The 23,211-nt window shown below is 59.5% G+C and carries 21 protein-coding genes; 16 read left to right on the forward strand and 5 right to left on the reverse strand.

All coding sequences use genetic code 11. The features are described from left to right. Positions 1–72: 72 nt before the first annotated feature. Positions 73–837: a hypothetical protein gene (locus V6P94_RS04175; RefSeq protein ID WP_326398694.1), complete on the reverse strand. Its 765-nt coding sequence runs from the start codon at positions 835–837 to the stop codon at positions 73–75. A 562-nt stretch (positions 838–1,399) separates the two neighbouring features. Here V6P94_RS04175 and V6P94_RS04180 point away from each other — a divergent pair. Both V6P94_RS04180 and V6P94_RS04185 read left to right on the forward strand, forming a co-directional pair. After that, on the forward strand, positions 1,400–2,332 hold the full coding sequence (locus V6P94_RS04180) for an SdiA-regulated domain-containing protein (RefSeq protein WP_326398692.1): 933 nt from the start codon (positions 1,400–1,402) through the stop codon (positions 2,330–2,332). A gap of 101 nt (positions 2,333–2,433) precedes the next feature. Further along, complete coding sequence (locus V6P94_RS04185; RefSeq protein WP_338649036.1) at positions 2,434–3,342, forward strand: SdiA-regulated domain-containing protein; 909 nt, start codon at positions 2,434–2,436, stop codon at positions 3,340–3,342. A 123-nt stretch (positions 3,343–3,465) separates the two neighbouring features. Here the strand turns inward: V6P94_RS04185 and rpiA are convergent, their stop codons facing one another. Beyond that, entirely contained in the window at positions 3,466–4,137 is a 672-nt protein-coding gene (rpiA, locus tag V6P94_RS04190) for a ribose-5-phosphate isomerase RpiA (RefSeq protein WP_133075121.1), read from the reverse strand. A 145-nt stretch (positions 4,138–4,282) separates the two neighbouring features. Here rpiA and ilvA point away from each other — a divergent pair, with 145 nt between their 5' ends. Both ilvA and V6P94_RS04200 read left to right on the forward strand, forming a co-directional pair. Further along, positions 4,283–5,797 carry a threonine ammonia-lyase, biosynthetic gene (ilvA, locus tag V6P94_RS04195; protein WP_133075122.1) on the forward strand — a complete coding sequence of 505 codons (1,515 nt, stop codon included), beginning with the start codon at positions 4,283–4,285 and terminating at the stop codon, positions 5,795–5,797. 39 nt (positions 5,798–5,836) lie between these two features. Then, positions 5,837–6,265 (forward strand): DUF2269 family protein, encoded by a 429-nt coding sequence (locus V6P94_RS04200; RefSeq protein WP_133075123.1) that lies wholly within the window; start codon positions 5,837–5,839, stop codon positions 6,263–6,265. Between the two features lie 52 nt (positions 6,266–6,317). Here the strand turns inward: V6P94_RS04200 and V6P94_RS04205 are convergent, their stop codons facing one another. Beyond that, on the reverse strand, positions 6,318–6,974 hold the full coding sequence (locus V6P94_RS04205) for an HAD family phosphatase (RefSeq protein WP_133075124.1): 657 nt from the start codon (positions 6,972–6,974) through the stop codon (positions 6,318–6,320). Between the two features lie 143 nt (positions 6,975–7,117). Here V6P94_RS04205 and V6P94_RS04210 point away from each other — a divergent pair, with 143 nt between their 5' ends. After that, the gene (locus V6P94_RS04210; RefSeq protein ID WP_019828104.1) at positions 7,118–7,597 is read left to right on the forward strand and encodes an RNA pyrophosphohydrolase; all 480 of its coding nucleotides are present in this window, start codon (positions 7,118–7,120) and stop codon (positions 7,595–7,597) included. Between the two features lie 21 nt (positions 7,598–7,618). After that, a complete protein-coding gene (gene ptsP / locus V6P94_RS04215) occupies positions 7,619–9,898 on the forward strand; it encodes a phosphoenolpyruvate--protein phosphotransferase (RefSeq protein WP_133075125.1) in 2,280 nt (759 codons plus the stop codon). 111 nt (positions 9,899–10,009) lie between these two features. On the opposite strand, the gene V6P94_RS04220 is transcribed toward ptsP, so the two are convergent. Further along, the gene (locus tag V6P94_RS04220) at positions 10,010–10,756 is read right to left on the reverse strand and encodes an NRDE family protein (RefSeq protein ID WP_133075126.1); all 747 of its coding nucleotides are present in this window, start codon (positions 10,754–10,756) and stop codon (positions 10,010–10,012) included. A gap of 129 nt (positions 10,757–10,885) precedes the next feature. Between V6P94_RS04220 and V6P94_RS04225 the strand changes: the two genes are divergently transcribed. Genes V6P94_RS04225 through V6P94_RS04235 form a run of 3 tightly spaced genes read left to right on the forward strand, consistent with a single transcriptional unit; the run spans position 10,886 to position 13,509 of the window. Continuing rightward, positions 10,886–11,668, forward strand: coding sequence for a sulfite exporter TauE/SafE family protein (locus tag V6P94_RS04225; RefSeq protein WP_133075127.1), 783 nt, complete (start codon positions 10,886–10,888; stop codon positions 11,666–11,668). 12 nt (positions 11,669–11,680) lie between these two features. Beyond that, a complete protein-coding gene (lgt, locus tag V6P94_RS04230; protein WP_133075128.1) occupies positions 11,681–12,487 on the forward strand; it encodes a prolipoprotein diacylglyceryl transferase in 807 nt (268 codons plus the stop codon). 50 nt (positions 12,488–12,537) lie between these two features. Continuing rightward, positions 12,538–13,509, forward strand: coding sequence for a thymidylate synthase (locus V6P94_RS04235; RefSeq protein WP_133075129.1), 972 nt, complete (start codon positions 12,538–12,540; stop codon positions 13,507–13,509). A gap of 125 nt (positions 13,510–13,634) precedes the next feature. Here the strand turns inward: V6P94_RS04235 and cadR are convergent, their stop codons facing one another. Continuing rightward, a complete protein-coding gene (gene cadR / locus V6P94_RS04240) occupies positions 13,635–14,084 on the reverse strand; it encodes a Cd(II)/Pb(II)-responsive transcriptional regulator (RefSeq protein WP_133075130.1) in 450 nt (149 codons plus the stop codon). Positions 14,085–14,170: 86 nt separating this feature from the next. On the opposite strand from cadR, the gene V6P94_RS04245 reads away from it, so the two are divergent. From V6P94_RS04245 to V6P94_RS04275, 7 genes are all read left to right on the forward strand, one after another. Next, a complete protein-coding gene (locus V6P94_RS04245; RefSeq protein WP_133075131.1) occupies positions 14,171–16,411 on the forward strand; it encodes a heavy metal translocating P-type ATPase in 2,241 nt (746 codons plus the stop codon). Positions 16,412–16,427: 16 nt separating this feature from the next. Then, positions 16,428–17,291 (forward strand): LysR family transcriptional regulator, encoded by an 864-nt coding sequence (locus V6P94_RS04250; RefSeq protein WP_133075132.1) that lies wholly within the window; start codon positions 16,428–16,430, stop codon positions 17,289–17,291. A gap of 200 nt (positions 17,292–17,491) precedes the next feature. Then, a complete protein-coding gene (locus tag V6P94_RS04255; protein ID WP_133075133.1) occupies positions 17,492–18,568 on the forward strand; it encodes a putative 2-aminoethylphosphonate ABC transporter ATP-binding protein in 1,077 nt (358 codons plus the stop codon). Position 18,569: 1 nt separating this feature from the next. Beyond that, entirely contained in the window at positions 18,570–20,294 is a 1,725-nt protein-coding gene (locus V6P94_RS04260) for a putative 2-aminoethylphosphonate ABC transporter permease subunit (protein WP_326398681.1), read from the forward strand. Positions 20,295–20,341: 47 nt separating this feature from the next. Beyond that, positions 20,342–21,364, forward strand: coding sequence for a putative 2-aminoethylphosphonate ABC transporter substrate-binding protein (locus V6P94_RS04265; RefSeq protein WP_133075135.1), 1,023 nt, complete (start codon positions 20,342–20,344; stop codon positions 21,362–21,364). 138 nt (positions 21,365–21,502) lie between these two features. Further along, a complete protein-coding gene (locus V6P94_RS04270) occupies positions 21,503–22,630 on the forward strand; it encodes a TIGR03364 family FAD-dependent oxidoreductase (protein WP_219262681.1) in 1,128 nt (375 codons plus the stop codon). Next, positions 22,630–23,187, forward strand: a complete 558-nt coding sequence (locus V6P94_RS04275) for a phosphonate degradation HD-domain oxygenase (RefSeq protein WP_133075137.1) — start codon at positions 22,630–22,632, stop codon at positions 23,185–23,187. The genes V6P94_RS04270 and V6P94_RS04275 overlap by 1 nt, the downstream gene beginning before the upstream one ends. The last annotated feature ends 24 nt before the right edge of the window (positions 23,188–23,211 follow it).

Genomic DNA, 23,211 nt, shown 5'->3' on the forward strand with positions numbered 1-23,211 from the left:
CTAATCGAGTATAAAAATTAAAAGAACTAACTTTTAGGAATATGAATAGATGATTCCATTGCGTCCCCGGCCCTAGCTGCGCCAGTCGGGGTGTGTCTCTGCCGCGTGCAGTGCCTCCCCTGGTGTGGGCTTTAGATAGCGTTTTGCAGCGCCTACCTTGAGTATTCGTGCGGGCGCCCAGCGCGAATTGTTGCCTGCACGGTCGATCACGCAGTAGGTGACTTCCAGTTTGGAGTCTTCGCCGCCTTCCTGAATGATGTGTGGGGGGACGAACACGCCCACAGGCTTGTCGATATCCACCTGGCGCAGTTTGGGCAGGTCCAGGCGTACGTCGCCCCACAGCAGGGTGATCGCGTCTTCGCAGGCCATGTTGCGGTAGGGCTCGATGGTCACGGGTACGCCGCGTCTCATCTGGCTGGAGTTAACCCCGTAACGCTGGATAGGCTTGGGAATGATGAGTGGGGCGAGGCCCTGATTTTCATCGCCGACGGCTTCCCCGCCCGGGCAGTCAAGTTTGACAAATACCTTGAGCTGGGCAGAAAGAGCAGGGGTACTGCCGATATGCATCACACGGTAATAAAGACGTGCCGAGCCACTTTGAATGAAACTTTCAGGCACTCTTAACAGCACAGGATGGCCAATGTCAGTGTTTAGAATTTTCTGCGAGGTTACATAACAGCTGTCCCAAAACAACTCGATGAGGTCCCCTTCCTCCATGTTTTTATAAGGCGTTATTGTGATAAGCAAATGTTCGGCGGCCCGTGCGCAGATCGTGTTTTTTTCAGGGTTGGAAAGTGCAGGAGGCGCAAGTTTGTTTATGCATGAGGTAAAGGGCATATATAAAAGATTCCTTTCTGGCTGGTCAGTGGGCGACAGGCGTCGCACAGGCGAGTTCCGGGCCTGGTGCCGTGTGGTGCAGGGCCTGTGATGAATGTGGAGTGGTGGGCTGGTGTTAGCTGCACAGTAGGCGATCGATATATAACTACTTCAGTAAGTCAGCCGAGCCGGTTGTTTTATTAGATAAGAGCCTGGGAGTATGAGTGTCAAGGGAGAATGGAGTGCGTTTGAATGTCTTTGGGTTATTCGGAAATCTCCTACTGGTAGAGCGTGCAGGTAATGAAAGGCAAGTGCTAGTTGTTCGGTATTAGTGTCTGTGTGGTACTAAAAGTTATAGAGAGTCAGGTCCGAGAATGGAGGGCGTCTATTTTTATAGCTGTGAAGTGACCCGCGCTGTCGATAAATGGCACTCGTTCAATCAGCAAGGACCAGTGCCATCAAGTTTTTTGGCATTTTTACTATTAATTTCACACGCCTTTTGCATAATCATTGCGCGCGAGGCAGTCGGTTTGCCCGCTTTGTGATGTCCAGCATCAGCCAAATCTCATGGAAGCCCACTCAAATGGCAACAGACCCTCAGTTGATTCCGCCTCTCCCCAAGTCCTCTCGCTTGCGCATGCGCTGGTATTACTGGTTATTGCTGCTTGGCGCATTGCTCTATGGATTGGCGTCGATCATGCATTGGGATGACCGCGGTGCATTGTGGGTGCTGGAGCGGTTTGAAAGCCCGTCTGAGCAGAACGAAAGTGTGTGGCTGCCTGACTACACGGCGGTGATTGATGCCAAGGTGCTGCCGGGGATGGAAAAGGACGAAGCATCAGATCTGGCTTATAACCCGCTGAGCAAAACGCTGTTTTCGGTGATGGGCAAGAATCCGTTCCTGGTGGAACTGACCCTTGATGGCGATGTGCTGCGTAAAATTCCGCTGGTGGGCTGGAGCAACCCCGAAGGCCTGACGGTGATGGAAAACGGTCTGCTGGCCATTGTTGACGAGCGTGAGCATATGCTGAGCATCGTTAATATCGATGCCGACACCAAAACCTTGAACATTGCCGACTTCCCCAAGTACGACCTGGGCCCGTCGAAAAACCAGAACAAGGCGTTTGAAGCCATTGCCTGGGATCCACGCCGCCAGCAGCTGTTGCTGGGTGAGGAGCGTCCACCGCAGTTGTTTGTATGGAGAAGCGATGGCGGCCAGGTACTCACCGGCAGCAAGCAAAAAGTACCCAGCGATGAACTGGATCTGCGCAATCTGTCTGCCCTGAGCATTGACCCGCGCACGGGGCACACACTGGTGCTGTCGGCTGATTCGCACATGCTCCTTGAACTTGATGAGCTGGGCGAGCAAGTCAGTTTCATGACCTTGCTTGGCGGTTTCAACGGTCTCAAGAACACCATTCCCCGGGCCGAAGGGGTCGCGATCGATGAGCACGGTACGCTCTACATGGTGAGCGAGCCGAACCTGTTTTATCGTTTCGAGAAAAAGGCCAGGTAACCAGCCGTCTTGCGCGCCAGACACGTTGTGTATTGAGGGTTAAGGTTGAGTTCAGGCAGTGGTGGTATTTCTCCTGCCTGATTTTTTAGAGTTCGACCTCAATGCGCCGTGTCAGCCGTCCTTTTGCTCTTGTTCTGGGTGTAATACTCGTGGCTCTTGTGGCCGCCGGATTCGCCGCGCAACACTTTCGAATCTTTGAACGAGCCTGGTTTCAGGCCAGCCAGCTGTGGCAACCCGCCGATCCGGCTGCGATCAATCTGGGCGAGTACCGCGCCGTGCTGCAAGGCAAGGTGATCGAGGGACTTGAGGACGATGTGTCGGCCCTGACCTACGATCCGCTGCGCAAAAGCCTGTTCACCGTCACCAATAAAAAAGCCGAGCTGGTCGAGCTGTCCCTCGATGGTCGTCTCTTGCGGCGCATCGCGCTGGTCGGGTTTGGCGACGCCGAGGCCGTTGAGTTTATTGGCGAGAACACTTACGTCATCACCGATGAGCGTCAACAGCGGCTGATCAAGGTAAGGATCGATGACAGCACCCAGGTGCTGGATGCCAAAGATGCGGAGCAATTGACGCTGGGGATCAACCGGTTGGGCAACAAGGGCTTTGAAGGCCTGGCCTATGACTCTGTGGGCAAGCGCCTGTTTGTGGCAAAGGAGCGCGACCCGATGTTGATTTATGAGGTGCGCGGCTTTCCTCAGGCCAATGCGCAGCAACCTTACGCCACCCATGTGGTGACCAACCCGCGACGTGATGCGCGATTGTTTGTGCGGGATTTGTCGAGCTTGCAGTTTGACGAACGCACCGGGCACTTGCTGGCGCTGTCGGATGAGTCCAGGTTGTTGCTGGAGCTGGACCTGGAGGGGCGCCCGATCAGTGTGTTGTCGCTGAAAAAGGGCCGTCATGGCCTGAAGAAATCAGTACCGCAGGCAGAAGGTGTGGCCATGGACGAAGACGGGACGGTGTACGTGGTGAGTGAGCCGAATTTGTTTTACGTGTTCAAAAAAACCTGATTTGTAGTCGCTGCCGCAGGCTGCGATGGGTTTGGTGCGCCACTGCGACGCAGCGACCCTGCTTAAAAGCGAAGGCCCTGCGGTCCTTATCGCAGCCTGCGGCAGCGGCTACAAGTTTTGCAGTTACTTGCTCAGGGTTTTGACGCCTTCAGGCGTACCCAGCAACAGCAGGTCAGCCGGGCGGGCGGCGAACAGGCCGTTGGTCACGACGCCAACAATGGCGTTGATCTGACGCTCCAGCTCAACCGGGTTGATGATCTGCATGTTGAACACGTCGATGATGATATTGCCGTTGTCCGTCACCACGCCTTCGCGGTAGACCGGATCGCCACCCAGCTTGACCAGTTCGCGGGCCACGTGGCTGCGGGCCATCGGGATCACTTCAACCGGCAGCGGGAACGCCCCCAGTACCGGAACCAGTTTGCTGGCGTCGGCGATGCAGATAAAGGTCTTGGCCACGGCCGCCACGATCTTCTCGCGGGTCAGGGCTGCGCCACCGCCTTTGATCAGGTTCAGGTTTTCGTCGCTTTCATCGGCGCCATCAACGTAGAACTCCAGGTCGCTGACTGTGTTCAGCTCATACACCGGAATGCCGTGGCCCTTGAGGCGGGCAGCGGTGGCTTCCGAGCTGGCCACGGCGCCGTCGAATGCGCCCTTGTGCTGGGCCAGGGCGTCGATGAAGCAGTTGGCCGTGGAGCCGGTGCCGACCCCGACGATGCTCTTGTCATCCAGTTTTGGAAGGATGAAGTCGACTGCAGCCTGGGCTACGGCCTGTTTGAGTTGATCCTGGGTCATGCGGGCTCCGGGGCGGGAAGGTTAAACAAACAGAAGGGCGCAAGTATAACCCAAGCATGTAAAACCTTTGGATTCGTATGGTCGCCCGCGTAAACGCTGGGGTAGACTCCTTGGTCCCTGCCAACCCGCCCAGTGAAGCTTTCCGATGCTCGAACAGTACGTTAAGAAGATCCTAAACTCGCGTGTTTATGACGTTGCCGTAGAAACCCCGTTGCAGCTGGCCAACCAGCTGACCGAGCGGTTGGGCAACCAGATTTGGCTCAAGCGTGAAGATTTGCAGCCGGTGTATTCGTTCAAGATTCGTGGCGCTTACAACAAGCTGATGCACTTGAGCGACGCCGAGCGCGCTTGCGGTGTGGTCACGGCCTCTGCTGGCAACCACGCTCAGGGCCTGGCCCTGGCGGCCAAGGTACTGGGTGTCAAAGCCACTATCGTCATGCCAAAAACCACTCCTGAGATCAAGGTCGAAGGCGTGCGTTCCCGTGGCGGCATTGTGGTGCTGCACGGCGATTCTTTCCCGGAAGCCCTGGCCTACTCGCTGCAACTGGTTGAGCAAAAAGGCTACGTCTACGTCCATCCCTACGATGACCCGCACACCATTGCCGGGCAGGGCACCGTGGCGATGGAAATTCTGCGCCAGCACCCGGCGCCGCTGGATGCGATTTTCGTCCCGGTGGGCGGTGGCGGGCTGATTGCCGGTATTGCGGCGTACGTGAAATATCTGCGTCCGGATATCAAGATCATTGGTGTCGAGCCCGATGACTCCAACTGCCTGCAAGCTGCGATGGCGGCAGGCGAGCGCGTAGTGCTGCCAACGGTGGGGATTTTTGCCGACGGTGTTGCTGTGGGCCAGATTGGCCAGTACACGTTTGACATCTGCAAAGACTATGTGGATGAAGTGATCACCGTCAGCACTGACGAGATCTGTGCGGCAATCAAGGATATCTTCGACGATACCCGATCGATCACCGAACCTGCCGGCGCGTTGGGTGTGGCCGGGATCAAGAAGTACGTTGAGCAACGGGGCGTACGTGGCCAGACCCTGGTGGCGATCGATTCCGGGGCCAACGTCAACTTCGATCGTTTGCGCCATGTGGCCGAGCGTGCAGAGCTGGGTGAAGGCCGCGAAGCCATCATCGCCGTGACGATTCCAGAAGAAGCAGGCAGCTTCAAGGCGTTTTGCCAGGCCATCGGCAAGCGTCAGATCACCGAATTCAACTACCGCTACCACACCGGCAGCGAAGCGCACATTTTCGTGGGTGTGCAGACTCATCCTGAAAACGACCCGCGCAGCGCACTGCTGGCCAGCCTGACAGAGCAAGGCTTTCCGGTGGTCGACCTGACCGAGAACGAACTGGCCAAGCTGCACATCCGCCATATGGTGGGCGGGCATGCGGCGAAGGTCAGTGATGAGTTGCTGTTCCGTTTCGAGTTTCCGGAGCGTCCGGGTGCGCTGTTCAACTTCCTGAACAAACTGGGCGGGCGCTGGAATATTTCGATGTTCCACTACCGCAACCACGGTGCGGCCGATGGTCGGGTCATGGCTGGCCTGCAAGTGCCTGCCGACGAACGCCATCTGGTGCCGGCGGCACTGGCTGAAATCGGTTATCCGTATTGGGATGAGAGCGATAACCCGGCCTATCAGCTGTTTCTTGGCTGATAGCCGCTACGCTGATTGAACGGCTCAAGGGATTAACATATGGAAACGTTCACAGCGTTAAAACTGCTGCATGGCGTGTCGACACTGCTGCTGTTTGTCAGCGCCATTGCCTTGCTGGTCCTGGTGATTCGTCGTTGGCGTGCAGGGGACAAGAACCTGTCGGGCGGGCTGGTGCAGCGGCCCTGGAGCTTTGTCTGGGCGTTGATGGGGGTGTGCTTGCTGGCGTTGCCGGTCAGTGGCTGGTTTCTGGTGCACTTGGCCGGTTGGCCCCTGAGCCAATTGTGGTTACTGGCGGGCAGCTGTTTGTATGTGCTTGGCAGCTTGAGCTGGTTATGGCTGGTGGTGCGCCTCAACCGGCTGCGGTTGGGACGAATGGCCAGGTATCCGGGCTTTACGCTGGTTTTGGCGATTTTTTGTGCCGTCTGTTTTATCGCCATTGCCGGGCTGATGGGCGCCAAGCCGGTTTAAGAACACTTGCTTGTGTGGGAGCGAGCAAGCCCGCTCCCACACAGGTTGTGTGTCAGTCGCGCAGCGAGATGACTTCCCAGCCACGCTTGATGGCCTCGGCTCGCAAGTTTGGATCAGGGTCCACCGCCACCGGATGGTCAACCTGCTCCAGCAACGGCAAGTCGTTCATCGAGTCGCTGTAGAAGTAGCTGTCTTCAAGGCTGTAGCCGTTTTCGGCCATCCAGCGGTTCAGGCGCGTGACCTTGCCTTCACGGAAGCACGGTACGTCGGTGCTGCGTCCGGTGTAGCGGCCATCGACGATTTCGCACTCGGTGGCAATCAGATGTTCCACGCCAAGTTTCTGGGCAATGGGGGCCGTGACCACGCGGTTGGTGGCGGTGATGATCACCAGCGTGTCGCCTGCTTCACGGTGCTTGGCAAGCAGGGCCTGGGCCTTGGGCAGCATCAGGCCGTCGATGCAGTCGCGCATGAACTCGCGGTGCCACTGATCCAGTTGCGCCATGTCATGGCGGCCAAAGATTTCCATGCTGAAATTAAGATAGGCAGCGTTGTCGAGCTTGCCGGCCAGGTAATCCTGGTAGAACTCGTCGTTGCGCGCCTTGTAGGCGTCGCCATCGAGAATGCCCCGTTGGCACAGGTAGTCGCCCCAGGCGTGATCGCTGTCACCGCCCAGAAGGGTGTTGTCCAAGTCGAATAAAGCCAGACGCATTGAGGTTACCCGTTGAGTTGCCTGAGAAAAGGCCACAAGAATACGGTCTTTTAATAAGAGTGCACATAAGGCAGGAAGGCGCGTTGCTGCTTTCACAACCTTTGTGGAACAATGCGGTGACATGCGTTTGCGAGGTTGTTGCCGTGATCGACCCCGATGGTTTCCGCCCTAATGTCGGGATTATTCTGACAAATGACGCTGGTCAGGTACTTTGGGCTCGCCGTATCAATCAAGACGCCTGGCAGTTTCCACAGGGAGGCATCAACCCTGATGAGACGCCGGAAGACGCCTTGTACCGTGAGCTGAACGAAGAAGTTGGCCTTGAACGCGAAGATGTAGAAATACTCGCCTGCACGCGAGGCTGGTTGCGTTATCGTTTGCCGCAACGACTGGTGCGTACCCACAGCCAACCGCTGTGTATCGGCCAGAAGCAAAAGTGGTTTTTGCTGCGCCTGGTCTCTAACGAGCAACGGGTGCGGATGGATTTGACCGGTAAACCGGAGTTCGATGGCTGGCGTTGGGTCAGTTATTGGTACCCGTTGGGCCAGGTGGTGACATTCAAGCGCGAGGTCTACCGTCGCGCTCTCAAAGAGCTTGCCCCGCGCCTTTTAACGCGCGCCTGACACGGAGTTCGACCCCGAGCCATGCTCAATACGCTGCGCAAGATCGTCCAGGAAGTTAACTCCGCCAAGGATCTCAAGGCGGCGTTGGGGATTATTGTGTTGCGCGTCAAAGAGGCCATGAGCAGCCAGGTCTGCTCGGTCTATTTGCTTGATCCAGAGACCAACCGCTTTGTCCTGATGGCCACCGAGGGCTTGAACAAGCGCTCGATCGGCAAAGTCAGCATGGCGCCCAACGAAGGCCTTGTGGGCCTTGTGGGCACCCGTGAAGAGCCTCTGAACCTCGAAAACGCCGCCGATCACCCGCGCTATCGCTACTTTGCCGAAACCGGAGAGGAGCGCTATGCCTCTTTCCTGGGTGCGCCGATCATCCACCACCGCCGTGTGGTCGGGGTTCTGGTCATCCAGCAAAAGGAGCGTCGCCAGTTCGATGAGGGTGAAGAAGCCTTCCTGGTGACCATGAGCGCCCAGTTGGCAGGGGTTATTGCCCATGCCGAAGCCACGGGGTCGATTCGCGGCCTGGGCCGTCAGGGCAAGGGTATTCAGGAAGCCAAGTTCGTCGGCGTGCCGGGTTCTCCGGGTGCGGCGGTGGGTACTGCCGTCGTCATGTTGCCTCCGGCGGATCTGGACGTGGTGCCCGACAAGGCCATCACCGATATTCCTGCCGAAATCGCGCTGTTCAAAACAGCCCTCGAAGGCGTGCGCAACGACATGCGCGCCGTGTCGAAAAAACTCGCCACGCAGTTACGCCCCGAAGAGCAGGCGCTGTTCGACGTGTACCTGATGATGCTCGACGATGCGTCGCTGGGCAGCGAAGTCAAAAATGTCATCAAGACCGGTCAGTGGGCCCAGGGCGCGCTGCGTCAGGTGGTGACTGATCACGTCAACCGTTTTGAATTGATGGACGACGACTACCTGCGCGAGCGGGCGTCGGATGTGCGCGACCTCGGTCGTCGCCTGCTGGCCTACTTGCAGCATGATCGCCAGCAGAGCATGGTCTACCCCGACAACACCATTCTGGTCAGCGAAGAACTGACCGCCACCATGCTCGGCGAAGTGCCTGAGGGCAAGCTGATCGGCCTGGTGTCGGTACTGGGTTCGGGCAACTCCCACGTGGCCATTCTGGCACGGGCCATGGGCATTCCTACGGTCATGGGCCTGGTCGATCTGCCGTACTCCAAGGTCGACGGCATCCAGATGATCGTCGATGGCTATCACGGCGAGGTCTACACCAACCCCAGCGAAGTGTTGCGCAAGCAATACGCCGAGGTTGTCGAAGAAGAACGCCAGTTGTCCCTGGGGCTGGACGCCCTGCGCGAGCTGCCGTGCATCACCCCGGACGGGCATCGCATGCCGCTGTGGGTCAACACCGGCCTGCTGGCCGATGTGGCGCGTGCGCAGCAGCGTGGCGCCGAAGGCGTAGGTCTGTACCGCACCGAAGTGCCGTTCATGATCAACCAGCGCTTTCCAAGCGAAAAGGAGCAGCTGGCGATTTATCGCGAGCAACTCGCCGCCTTCCATCCGCAACCGGTGACGATGCGCAGCCTGGACATTGGCGGCGACAAGTCACTGTCGTACTTCCCGATCAAGGAAGACAACCCGTTCCTCGGCTGGCGCGGGATTCGCGTCACCCTCGACCACCCTGAAATCTTTCTGGTTCAGGCCCGGGCCATGCTCAAGGCCAGTGAAGGCCTGAACAACCTGCGCATTTTGCTGCCGATGATCTCCGGCACCCATGAGCTCGAAGAAGCCCTGCACCTGTTGCACCGTGCCTGGGGTGAAGTGCGTGACGAAGGGACCGACGTGCCGATGCCGCCCATCGGCGTGATGATCGAAATCCCGGCGGCGGTCTATCAGACCAAGGAGCTGGCGCGCCAGGTGGACTTCCTGTCGGTGGGTTCCAACGACCTGACTCAATACCTGCTGGCCGTGGACCGTAACAACCCACGGGTCGCGGATTTGTACGACTACCTGCACCCGGCCGTACTGCAAGCCCTGCAATCGGTCGTGCGCGACGCCCACGCTGAAGGCAAGCCGGCGAGTATCTGCGGTGAAATGGCCGGTGATCCGGCGGCTGCGATTCTGCTGATGGCGATGGGTTTTGACAGCCTGTCGATGAACGCCACCAACCTGCCAAAAGTGAAGTGGATGCTGCGCCAGGTCAGCCTGAGCCGCGCCAAGGAACTGTTGGCTGAAGTGATGACCATCGACAACCCGCAGGTTATTCGCAGCACCATCCACCTGGCCCTGAAAAATATGGGTCTGACGCGGATGATGAACCCGGCGGCAATCAAGCCGTATTGAGAAGCGGCGACGTGTGGGAGCGGGCTTGCTCGCGATAGATTCAACTCGGTCAATCAGTCAGACCGTGGTGTCTGTATCGCGAACAAGTCCGCTCCCACAGGGTTTATGCCCTCAGGCTTCTATCCTCACTTCCCCCAGCCGCCCCCCGAGCGGTCCGAAGCTGTGCTCCACCACCAACCTTGAACCGTCAGCATTGATGATCAGCGCCGTGCTGGCGCGAGTGCCGTAGCTGGGACTGGCAATGAACACACTCGACAGCAGGCTTTCTGTGGCCAGCCCCACACCGGTATCCGGCAGTTCGCTAAAGGGTGCGGTTTGCGAGTCTTTGAGCAAGGCCAGCAGGGCTTGCGGTTGCGGGTCGTCGAGTACCTCGGCCAGCGCTGCCTTGGCCTTCATCAGCTTGGGCCAGGGAGTGTCGAGCCCGGCATTCGACAATCCATAAATACCTTCGCTCAGCGGCTGTGGCGCCAGGTCTTTGGAGTTGAAGTGCCAGAGTTGATCGCGGGTGCCCAAAAGCAGGTTAAAGCCGGCATATTCGACGGAACGTCGCCCAACTTGCGTGAAGTACTCTGCAATGGACTGGTTGCCGGTCAAGAAGTCCGCCACCAATTCACCTCGTGAACGCCGCGAAGGTGGCTTGTGGGGTTCGCGGATATTGGTCAGTGCCGCAAAGCGCCCGTCAGCACCAATCCCCAGCCAGGTTCCGCCCGCCTCAAGGTCGCGGCCAGCATACACCTGGGGCGCATTGGCCCATTGGGCAAAGGGTTTGGCGGGGCGCGCATAAAACTCATCGCGGTTGGCCGCAACGACCAAAGGCTGTGCATGGCCGGGGCGCCAGGCGAAGACAATCAGACACATGGGCAGTCCTTAATGTTTTTTTAATCACTCTACTTATAGATTGCTCAGGCCGGTCGCGCCATACCACTGCAGCGCAGTGGAGCCAAAGCCCTTGCTCCGTTACCATGCGGATCAAATTTGGGGGGCGTCATGGAATTTCTGCTCTATCTGGTGCTGGGAGGTTTTGCGGGCGTGCTGGCCGGGCTGTTCGGGGTCGGTGGCGGAATAATCATCGTGCCGGTGCTGGTGTTCAGCTTCACCTTGCAGGGTTTTGACAGCGAGGTGCTGACCCATCTGGCCGTGGGTACGTCATTGGCCACGATCATTTTTACCTCGATCAACTCGATTCGTGAGCACAACCGCAAAGGCGCCGTGCGCTGGCCGCTGTTTGTCTGGATGACACTGGGCATTCTGATAGGCGCGGGTATTGGTGCGATCACGGCAGAAGCGATTGCCGGTCCTCACTTGCAGAAAATTATTGGCGTGTTCGCCCTGCTGATTGCCGTGCAAATGGCCCTGGGGTTGCAGCCCAAGGCCAGCGGCACGGTGCCGGGCAAGTTCGGTCTGACCCTGGCGGGCACCGTGATTGGCTGGGCTTCGGCGATTTTCGGCATCGGTGGTGGTTCGCTGACCGTGCCATTCCTGAGCTGGCGCAGTGTGCCGATGCAGCAAGCCGTAGCCACCTCGGCGGCCTGCGGATTGCCGATTGCGCTGGTGGGTGCATTAAGTTTCATGATCATTGGCTGGCATAACCCCGACCTGCCCGCGCATAGTCTCGGTTTTGTCTACTTGCCGGCGCTGCTCGGGATTGCCCTGACCAGCATGTTTTTCGCCCGTTTTGGTGCGCGACTGGCCCACAAGCTTTCGCCACGCCTGCTGAAACGGCTGTTTGCCGCACTGTTGTTCTGTGTCGGTTTGAGTTTCCTGATCTAACAAGGAGTCGCAATGCTGCCTTACCCGCAGATTGACCCGGTGGCACTGGCCATCGGACCGCTGAAAATCCATTGGTATGGCTTGATGTACCTGATCGGCATTGGCGCTGCCTGGCTGATCCTGTCGCGACGCCTTAACCGCTTCGACCCGACCTGGACCAAGGAGAAACTCTCCGACCTGGTGTTCTGGGTGGCCATGGGCGTGATTGTCGGGGGGCGTTTGGGCTATGTGCTGTTTTACGACCTGAGCGCCTACATCGCCAACCCGCTGCTGATTTTTGAAGTGTGGAAAGGCGGCATGGCGTTCCACGGTGGCCTGATCGGCGTGATGCTGGCTGTCTGGTGGTTCGGCAAGCGCAACGGCAAATCGTTCTTCCAGATCATGGACTTTATCGCCCCTGTGGTGCCGATTGGCCTGGGTGCGGGGCGTATCGGCAACTTCATCAACGCCGAACTGTGGGGCAAGGCCAGTGATGTGCCGTGGGCGATGATCTTCCCTACCGACCCGCAGCAACTGGCGCGCCATCCGTCGCAGCTTTATCAGTTTGCGCTGGAAGGTGTGGCACTGTTCCTGATTCTTTGGCTGTACTCGCGTAAACCTCGGCCAACCATGGCGGTGTCCGGGATGTTCGCCCTGTTCTACGGCATCTTCCGCTTTATCGTCGAATTCGTCCGTGTACCGGATGCCCAGCTAGGCTATCTGGCGTTCGGCTGGGTGACGATGGGGCAAATTCTCTGCATCCCGATGATCGCGGGCGGCCTGTTCCTGATCTGGTGGGCTTACCACCGCGATCCAGCGGCTAACAAAGCTGCGCTTTAAATTCGAATCGCAGGGCGCACAACGCCCTGCATTCAAACGGTAGGAAAACCATGAAGCAATATCTCGACCTCGTTGCCAACGTCATCAAAAACGGCACCCTGCAAGCCAACCGCACCGGCGTGAAGACCATCAGTCTGCCCGGCGCCATGTTGCGCTATGACCTCAAGGAAGGCTTCCCGGCCATCACCACCCGACGCATGGCGTTCAAATCTGCCATTGGCGAGATGTGCGGCTTCCTGCGTCCGGTCAACAGCGCCGCCGATTTCCGTGCGCTGGGTTGCAAGGTGTGGGACCAGAACGCCAACGAAAACGCCCAGTGGCTGGCCAACCCGTTCCGCCAGGGTGAAGACGACCTGGGCGAAATCTACGGCGTGCAATGGCGCAAATGGCCGGCTTACAAGCAAATCGAGCGCAGCAACCAGGCGGCTATCGAGTTGTGCCTGAGCCAGGGCTATCGCCAGATTGCCGAAGGTGAAGAAGACGGTCAGGCCTACTTGGTGCTGTACAAAGCCATTGATCAGGTGCGCCAGTGTGTCGACACCATCATCAATGACCCGGGCAGCCGCCGTATTCTGTTCCACGGCTGGAACTGTGCCCAGCTCGACGAAATGGCCCTGCCGCCGTGCCATTTGCTGTATCAGTTCCACCCGAATGTCGAGACCAGGGAAATTTCCCTGACTCTGTACATCCGTTCCAACGACCTGGGCCTGGGCACACCGTTCAACCTGACCGAAGGTGCTGCACTGCTGAGCCTCATCGGCCGTCTGACCGGGTACACGCCACGTTGGTTCACCTACTTCATCGGCGATGCCCATGTGTATGAAAACCACCTGGACATGCTCAATGAGCAACTGACCCGTGAACCGTTCCCGATGCCTAAACTGGTGATCTCGGATCGCGTGCCGGAATTCGCCAAGACGGGCGTGTATCAGCCGGAGTGGCTGGGCCTGATCGAGCCGAGCGACTTCAGCCTCGAAGGCTATCAGCACCACGCGCCAATGACCGCGCCGATGGCGGTGTAAACCTTCAACGCCAACCCTGTAGTCGCTGCCGCAGGCTGCGATCGAGCCCGAAGGGGTCGCGCTTTTTCAAGAGCGAAGGTCCTTCGGCCCTTGTCGCAGCCTGCGGCAGCGGCTACAGGGTGGTGTCAATGCCCGTGGCTTCTGCCTACATGGCTGGGTTCGCCTTCCGGCGTGCTGACCGATCCGCTGACTTCCAGCTGCTGCAAAATTCCGCAATGTTCCCCGTTCGGCCCTTCGCCACACCGTTGGCGCAGGTCGAGCAGTTGTGTCTGCAAGGCCAGCAAGCCGTCGATCCGTGCCTTGACGTGATGAATATGCTCGTCGATCAGTGCGTTCACGCTTTCGCACTGGTCCTGCGGGCTGTCGCGCAGGTTGAGCAGGCTGCGGATTTCTTCGAGGGTCATGTCCAGGCTGCGGCAATTGCGGATGAACGTCAGCCGCTCCACGTGAGCCTGGGTGTACAAGCGGTAATTGCCTTCACTGCGCGCGGGCTCCGGCAGCAACCCTTCGCGCTCGTAATAACGGATGGTTTCGACCTGACAATCGGTCAATTTAGCCAGTTCACCAATTTTCATCGCGTTTATCTCCGAAAGGTTGCTTGACCCTATAGTGGCTACAGGGTCTTTACTTGGCAACAGGCACCTTTTCCGGACGCAACCTGATGAGCGATTCCATTCACACCCCGCACAAGCACGACCACGATCATGGCAAAAAGCATGACCACGCCAGTCATGGCCACAGCTGCTGTTCGACCGCGGCGGGCCCCAGCGTGATCAAGCTCGGCGCTGCCCCTACGGCGGGGGCTCGGCTGAGCAACTTTCGTATCGAAGCAATGGATTGCCCTACCGAGCAAACGCTGATCCAGAACAAGCTGGGGAAGCTGGCGGGTGTGCAGCAGCTGGAATTCAACCTGATCAACCGGGTGCTGGGCGTGACCCACGACCTGCCGTCGACCGAACCGATTATCGCGGCGATCAAATCCCTTGGCATGGTGGCCGACCCCATTGAGTCCGGGGCAGAGGCGGCCCCGGCTGCGCCACCCGTCAAAAAACACTGGTGGCCGCTGGCGGTAGCCGGTGTGGGGGCACTGGCGGCGGAAGTCCTGCACTTCACCGATGCGGCGCCTACGTGGGTGATCGCGCTGGTGGCCTTGGTGTCGATCCTCAGCGGCGGCCTGACCACCTACAAAAAGGGCTGGATTGCCCTGAAAAACCTCAACCTGAATATCAATGCGTTGATGAGCATTGCGGTGACTGGCGCGGTGTTGATCGGTCAGTGGCCAGAAGCTGCCATGGTGATGTTCCTGTTTACCGTGGCTGAGTTGATCGAGGCCAAATCCCTCGACCGCGCACGCAATGCCATCAGCGGACTGATGCAAATGGCACCGGACAAGGCCACCGTGCAACAGGCGGATGGCAGCTGGATCGAGCTTGAGGTCAAAGACATCGCGCTTGGCGCCATCGTGCGGGTGCGCCCAGGCGAGCGGATCGGCCTGGACGGCGAAGTGATCGCGGGCAGTTCGACGATCGATCAGGCGCCGATCACCGGTGAAAGCCTGCCCATCGAGAAGACAGTGGGCGATAAAGTCTTCGCGGGCACCATCAACCAGGCCGGTGCCCTGGAGTACCGGGTGACGGCAGCGGCCAACAACTCGACGCTGGCGCGGATCATTCACGCCGTGGAGCAAGCCCAGGGCGCTCGGGCGCCAACCCAGCGCTTCGTCGACAGCTTCTCGAAAATCTATACCCCGCTGGTGTTCGTTTTCGCCTTGGCAGTGGCTGTGATTCCGCCCCTGTTCATGGGCGGCGTCTGGTTCGACTGGATCTATCGCGCACTGGTGCTGCTGGTCGTGGCCTGCCCGTGTGCGCTGGTGATCTCGACACCGGTCACCATCGTCAGCGGCCTGGCGGCAGCGGCCCGCAAGGGGATTTTGGTCAAGGGCGGTGTGTACCTGGAAAGCGGCCACAAACTCGACTTTCTGGCGCTCGACAAGACGGGCACCATCACCCACGGCAAACCGGTGCAAACCGATTACCTGCCCCTTGAACCGTTGGTCACCGACAGCGCCGTGTTGTTGGCCGCAAGCCTGGCCTCGCGCTCCGATCACCCGGTCTCACTGGCGGTCGCCACTGCGGCTGTGGATAAAAACCTGCAACTGAGCGCTGTGGATAACTTCGCCGCCCTGGCGGGTCGCGGTGTGCGTGGCGAGATAGACGGCAAGCTTTACCACTTGGGCAACCACCGACTGGTAGAGGAACTGGGCCTGTGCTCGCCTGCCCTTGAAGAAAAGCTGTTTGCCCTGGAAGAGCAGGGTAAAACAGTCATCTTACTGTGCGACAACTCAGGCCCGATGGCGCTTTTCGCGGTAGCAGACACCGTCAAGGAGACCAGCCGCGAAGCGATTCGGGAATTGCATGAGCTGGGCATCAAAACCTTGATGCTTACCGGCGACAACCCGCACACCGCCAGTGCCATTGCGGCCCAGGTCGGCATCGACGAAGCGCAAGGCAACTTGCTGCCGGAGGACAAGCTCAAGGCGATCGAAGCCCTGTATGCCAAGGGGCATCACGTGGGCATGGTGGGTGACGGAATCAACGACGCCCCCGCCCTGGCCCGCGCCGAGATTGGTTTTGCGATGGCTGCTGCGGGCACGGATACTGCGATTGAGACGGCCGATGTCGCCCTGATGGACGACGATCTGCGCAAGATCCCGGCATTCATTCGCCTGTCACGCCAGACCTCCAGCATCCTCAAGCAGAACATTGCCCTGGCATTGGTCATCAAAGCGATCTTTCTTGCGGTAACCTTCCTCGGTATGGCCACCATGTGGATGGCCGTGTTTGCCGACATGGGCGTGAGTCTGTTGGTGGTGTTCAACGGTTTGCGCCTGTTGCGCAAATAGAGCAAGAGAGGCCGCTGTGCTGAGTGCCGAGCTGAAAGCGTTTTACCGGGTGGCCCAGTTGGGCAGCATTACTCAGGCCGCAAAAAAGCTCGGGCTTAGCCAGCCGACCGTGACCACGCAGATCCGTAACCTCGAAAGCCAGTACGCCGTGGAGCTGTTCTACCGTGGCGGCCGGCGCCTGACACTCAGCGATGAGGGCGTGCGTCTGCTGCCGATGGTCAAGGCGCTGCTCCAGCAAGAAGCCGACATCGAGTTCTTTTTGCGCAACAGCGGCCAGGGCAACGGCACCTTGCGTATCGCCGCCACGGCACCGTATTACATCCTCGATCTGGTGAAGGCCTTTCGCGAACGCTTGCCGCAGATCGAAGTGTCGGTGGACATCGGCAATTCCCAGCAGGTGCTTGAAGCGCTGGATGAATACCGGGTCGACATTGCGGCCTCGTCGCAATTACTCGAAGACCCGCGCCTGATTCGCCGCGTACTCGGCGCCGATCCGCTGGTGCTGGCGGTGCATCGCAATCACCCGCTGGCCAACCTTGAGCACGTGCCGTTGAGTGCGCTGGCCGGGCATTGTCTGTTGATGCGCGAACAGGGTTCGACCACGCGCAAGTTGACGGAAGAACTGCTTGAAAGCGCCGGTGTCAGCTTTGGCCCGCTGCTGGAAATCGGTAGCCGGGAATCGATCCGCGAGGCCGTGCTGCGCAACATCGGCATCAGCATCATTGCCCGGCAAGAAGTGCCCCACGACCCGCAGCTCCGGGTGCTGACCCTGGAAAATGCGCCGGTCATCCACGAATACCTGTACTGCCTCAAAGAGCGTAAATCGGCGCGTTTGCCAGCGGCTTTTCTGGGGCTGGCGCAAGAGATGGCCCCGGCCTGAGGCTTTTGTAGTCGCTGCCGAAGGCTGCGATAAGGGCCAAAGGACCTTCGTACGTGAAACAGCGCGACCCCTGCGGGCTCGATCGCAGCCTTCACTACCCAAATCCACCAATACCACTATCGGCAGCTTTGGCCTTGCTGCCATATCCTGTACGCATTGCGTCTCTAGGATGACCCCCATCTGCTTGATGAGGTGCATCCATGAACAGCTCGAACGCAACCGCTTTGACCCAACCCGGCGTACCGATGAGGGTGCGCAATGTCAGCAAACGCTTTGGCGCCTTTACCGCGCTGGACAGCGTCTCGCTGGAGGTGGCCGCAGGGGAACTGGTGTGCCTGCTCGGGCCGTCAGGTTGCGGCAAGACCACGCTGCTGCGGTGCATTGCGGGGCTTGAACGCCAGGACGACGGCGCGCTGTATCTGGGTGATCGCGATGTGTCCGAGCTGGCACCGCAAGCCCGTGACTACGGGATTCTGTTTCAGTCCTACGCCTTGTTTCCCAATCTGACCGTTGAAGCCAACATCGCTTATGGCCTGGCGGGCAGCAATCGTGATGTGGTGCGCAAGCGCGTTGGCGACATGCTCGAACTGGTGGGCCTGACCGGCAGCGAAAAGAAATACCCGGGGCAGTTGTCGGGTGGCCAGCAACAGCGCGTTGCCCTGGCCCGCGCCCTGGCTCCTTCGCCGTCCTTGTTGTTGCTCGACGAGCCGATGTCGGCACTGGATGCCCGTGTGCGTGAGCACTTGTGTACCGAACTGCGCCAACTCCAGCGCAGCCTGGGCATCACTACGCTGATGGTGACGCACAACCAGGACGAGGCCATGTTGATGGCCGACCGCATTGCCGTGATGAACAACGGTAAGGTCGAGCAATACGCCACCCCGCAGGAAATCTACGACAAACCGGCCACCCCGTTCGTGGCCGAGTTTGTGGGGCAGGGCAACTGGCTGCCGTTCCAGCGCAACAGCGCCAGCCACGCCCAGGTCGGCGGGATGAACATGCGCCTGGCAGACGATGCCGGGCGTGCCGCCTCGGGCCGTCTGTTTTGTCGCCCTGAAGCCATCAGCGTGAACCCGGTGCTGCATCAGGAAAATCTGTTCCCGGCGCGGGTGCGAGAAATCACCTTTCTGGGCAATCGTTGCCGCATGAGTTTTGAACTCAACCACTTGCCGGGCCATGCGCTGACTGCCGAAGTCGGTAGCCAGGACTTGCCGCGCCTTGGCGCCCCGGACATTTTCGTCGCCCTGCCCCCGGGCAGCTTGCAGGTGTTTGCCTGAGATGGCTGCTGATATGGCCCTGCCACTGCCCGGCAACCTGCCCCGCAAGACTACCCGCGCTGAGCTCGGCGACCGCATTTTTGTAGTCGGCGGCAAACTGCTTTTACTGCTGCTGCTGGGGGTTGCCGTGTTGATGCCGTTGCTGGCGATCTTCTGGCGCGGCTTGAGCGCCGAAGAGGGGCAGGGCGGTGGTTGGGTTGCCGCTCGGGAGCTGGTCACCAGCGATAATTTCCACTGGCTGGTGGGCAATAGCCTCAAAGTGGCGCTCAGCGTAGCGGCCATTGTCGTGCCGCTGGCCTATCTGTTTGCCTACGCCCTGCAACGCACCCTGATCCCCGGCAAACGCATCTGGCGCGGCATGTCCCTGTTGCCGCTGATGGCTCCGTCGATGTTGCCCGGCATTGCACTGGTCTACCTGTTCGGTAATCAGGGCATGTTGCGCGGGCTGATTTCGGACAACATCTACGGCTTCTGGGGAATCGTGCTCGGCGAAGTGATTTATACCTTCCCCCACGCGTTGATGATTTTGCTGTCGGCCTTGTCGCTGGCCGATGCACGTTTGTTTGATGCGGCATCGAGCATGGGTGCCGGGCCATTCAAAGCCTTTCGCAGCATCACCTGGCCGGGCACCCGGCAGGCGGTGTTCGCAGCGTTCTGCCTGGTGTTCACCCTGACCATCACTGACTTCGGGGTGCCTGTGGTGGTGGGCGGTGACTATCAAGTGCTGGCGCTGGAAGCCTACAAGGCCGTGGTCGGTCAGCAGCAATTCGGTCGCGGTGCCCTGATCGGCATGGTCTTGTTGCTGCCTGCGCTGTTCAGCTTCGGGGTCGATGCCTGGCTGCGCCGCCAGCACGGCGATGCCATGAGCGGCCGCGCCCAAGTGTTCAAGCCCATGCCTTCCAAGGTGCGTGACCGCTGCTACCTGGCCATCGTGCTGCTGATCTGCGCCATCCTGCTGCTGGTGTTCGGCATGGCCGTGTACTCGTCGCTGGTCACGTTCTGGCCGTACAACCTGTCGTTGTCGCTCAAGCACTACCAGTTCGGCGACACGGCCGGCGGCGGCTGGCTGGCCTATCGCAACAGCGTGACGATGGCGCTGTGCACGGCCTTGATCGGCAGTGCAGTCATCTTCACCGGTGCCTACCTGATGGAGAAAACCAGGGGCCAGAAGGGACTGACCCTGGCCCTGCGCATGCTCAGCTTCGTGCCGATGGCGGTGCCCGGCCTGGTGCTTGGCCTGGGCTACGTGTTCTTTTTCAATTTGCCCGGCAACCCGCTTCACGTGCTCTACGGCACCATGACCCTGCTGGTGGTGTGCACCATTGCTCATTATTTGACCACCGCACAAATGACCGCCACCACTGCGCTGCGCCAGCTCGACGGCGAATTCGAAGCGGCCGCGCTGTCGCTGAAAGCGCCGCTGTACCGCCATTACTGGCGCGTCACCGTGCCGATCTGCCTGCCAGCGCTGCTGGACATCATCCGCTACCTGTTTGTCTCGGCGATGACCACCGTTTCGGCGGCGATCTTCCTCTACAGCCCCGACACCATCCTTGCAGCGGTGGCGGTGCTGAACATGGACGACGCCGGCAACGTGGGCGGCGCGGCGGCCATGTCGACCCTGATCCTGTTCACCTCGGCGGGTGTGTTCCTGCTGCTGGCCCGGGCTTCGCGCGGCTTGCTGAGCCGCTCCCAGGCCTGGCGCCAGGGCGCTCCTGCGCAATGATGCGTGCCCACACAACTCTGCCCCTACAACCGTAAAGGAACCGCACCATGTTCAAGCCACTTGCCCTTGCCGCTGCTGTCCTCACCGCTTTTAGCTTCAATGCGTTTGCTGCGAAAACCGAGCTGACCGTATACACGGCCCTCGAAGCCGAGCAGCTCAAGACCTATAAGCAGGCTTTCGAGAAGGCCAACCCGGACGTTGAGATCAAGTGGGTGCGCGATTCCACGGGCATCATCACGGCCAAACTGCTGGCTGAAAAAGCCCGCCCGCAAGCCGATGCCGTATGGGGCCTGGCTGCGTCCAGCCTGGCGATCCTGGATCAGCAAGGCATGCTGCAAAGCTACGCGCCCAAGGATCTGGCCAAGATTGGCGTCAACTACCGCGATGCTGCCAATCCGCCTGCCTGGGTGGGGATGGACGTGTGGGCTGCGACCATTTGCTTCAACACCATCGAAGCCGAGAAACAGGGCCTGACCAAGCCGGTGAGCTGGCAAGACCTGACCAAGCCCGAGTACAAGGGCAAGATCGTCATGCCCAACCCGGCTTCATCCGGTACCGGCTTTCTGGACGTGAGCGCGTGGTTGCAGACCTTTGGCGAGAAGCAGGGTTGGCAGTACATGGACGACCTGCACCAGAACATCGGCCAGTACGTTCACTCCGGCTCCAAGCCTTGCAAGTTGGCCGCTTCGGGGGAATTCCCGATCGGTATTTCGTTTGAATATCCGGCGGTACAGCTCAAGCGCCAGGGTGCCCCGCTGGACATCGTGTTGCCAAAAGAAGGCCTGGGTTGGGAAATCGAAGCCACTGCCGTGATCAAGGGGACGCCCCACGAAGAAGCCGCCAAGAAGCTGGCTGACTTCTCCGCCAGCCCCGCAGCGATGGAGCTTTATAAAGAGAACTTCGCCGTACTCGCCCAGCCCGGCATTGCCAAGCCACAGACCGAACTGCCAGCCGACTACGAGCAGCGCCTGATCAAGAACGACTTCGCCTGGGCCTCGCAGAACCGCGACAGCATCCTGGCCGAGTGGCGCAAACGCTATGACGGCAAGTCCGAGAAAGCGGCGCAGTAGTTTTGTAGCCACAAAAGACCTGTGGGGGCGGGCTTGCCCGCGATTGGATCGCTGCGGTTGGACAGCCGCACCGCGCGTTTGTATCGCGAGCAAGTCCGCTCCCACAAGGGAAGTGAAGTTGCCCTTCAGGACATCGTGATGACTCAACCAATCCTTATCGTCGGCGCTGGCATTCTGGGCTTGTCCCACGCCTACGCCGCTGCAAGACGCGGGCTCAAGGTGCGCGTATTCGAGCGTACGGCTACGCCCTTGGGCGCTTCGGTGCGCAACTTTGGCCAGGCCCTGGTCACCGGCCAACCGCCCGGCGTGATGCTTGATCTGGCCCGGGCCAGCCGCCCTGTCTGGGCCGACTGGGCGCAGCGTGCCGGTTTCGAGCTCAAGCGTAATGGCTCATACCTGTTCGCCCGCACCGAAGCCGAAGAGCACCTGCTGGACGCCTTTTGCCAAGGCCGCGCTAGCGAATTCGGCTATCGTGCCGAACTGTTGCGCGGCGCAGACCTGGACGCGCTGTACGGCGGTCAATTCAGCCATCACCGTGCTGCATTGCACGGTCTGGACGATCAGCAGGTCTATTCCCGGGAAGCGATCCCGGCATTGATTGCGTATCTGCAGCGTGACCTGGGGGTCGAGTTTCATTTTTCGACCCTGGTACGCGAGGTCGAGCCCGGTCAAGTCCACACCACGGCGGGCAGTTTCAAGGGCTCGCAGGTGATCGTGTGTTCGGGGCACGATTACCTGACTTTACTGGCCGAGCCGCTGGCCCGGCTCAATCCGCAGATTTGCCGACTGCAAATGCTGCGTGTGAGACCCAAGGTCGATTTGAAGTTGCAGCACGCCCTGCTGACCGGGCTCAGCTGTGTGCATTACGGTGCCTTTGCCGACTTGCCACAAGCAGCGGCGGTGCAGGACGAAATCCTGCGAGCCAGCCCCCATCTGGATCAGCACGGCATACATCTGCTGATCAGCCCAACGCCCTATGGTGACTTGATTGTCGGCGATTCTCACGATTACAGCCGGGATCCAACACCCTTTAACGGTGAACAGGTTGATAACTGGATGCTACAGCTGTGCGAGGAAACCCTTGGTTGTGAAGTCCGGGTGGTTGAGCGTTGGCAGGGTGTCTATGGGGCAAAAGGGGCCAAGCCGTTCACCTGGCTGGAGGTGGAACCGGGGCTGAATGCGGCGCTGATGCACACCGGCGTGGGCATGAGCGTGGGTCCGGCGATGGCCGAGGGCAATATCGCCCGGATGCTGGAGAACATGTGATGACAGCTGCGCAGCAAGTGGTTGAAGAGGTGTTTGGCTTGTATCGGCAATATGGCACCGACGATTACATCGGCGAGCCGGTGTCCCAGATCGAGCATATGTCCCAGGCCGCACAGTTAGCGTTGGCCGAAGGCTGTGACGATGAAGTGGTATTGGCGGCGTTCTTTCACGATATTGGCCACTTCTGCGTCAATGATGCAAAGAACATGGAGGGCTATGGCGTGGTCAGCCATGAGCGGGTGGGCGCCAATTATTTGCGCCGTGCAGGTTTCAGCGAGCGGGTGGCCAGGCTGGTGGAATACCACGTACAGGCCAAGCGCTACCTGACCTTGCGTCAGCCGGGGTACTACGACTTGCTGAGCGAGGCCAGCATTCGCACGCTGGGGTATCAGGGCGGGGTGATGAGCGAGGCCGAGGCGGATGCATTCGAGCAAGATCCGCTGTGTGCGTTGAGCCTGCGCATGCGGGTCTGGGATGAGCAGGCCAAACAAGAGCATGTCCCCATCATTGACCTGCAAATCCTGAAGGACAAGGCCATCCGCCTGCTGAACAGTTAAAGACCCGCTCCCACAGAAAATGTC

Origin of the sequence: Pseudomonas sp. ML2-2023-3 (genome assembly GCF_037055275.1) — a bacterium.
In the GTDB taxonomy this organism is placed as follows: Bacteria; Pseudomonadota; Gammaproteobacteria; order Pseudomonadales; family Pseudomonadaceae; genus Aquipseudomonas.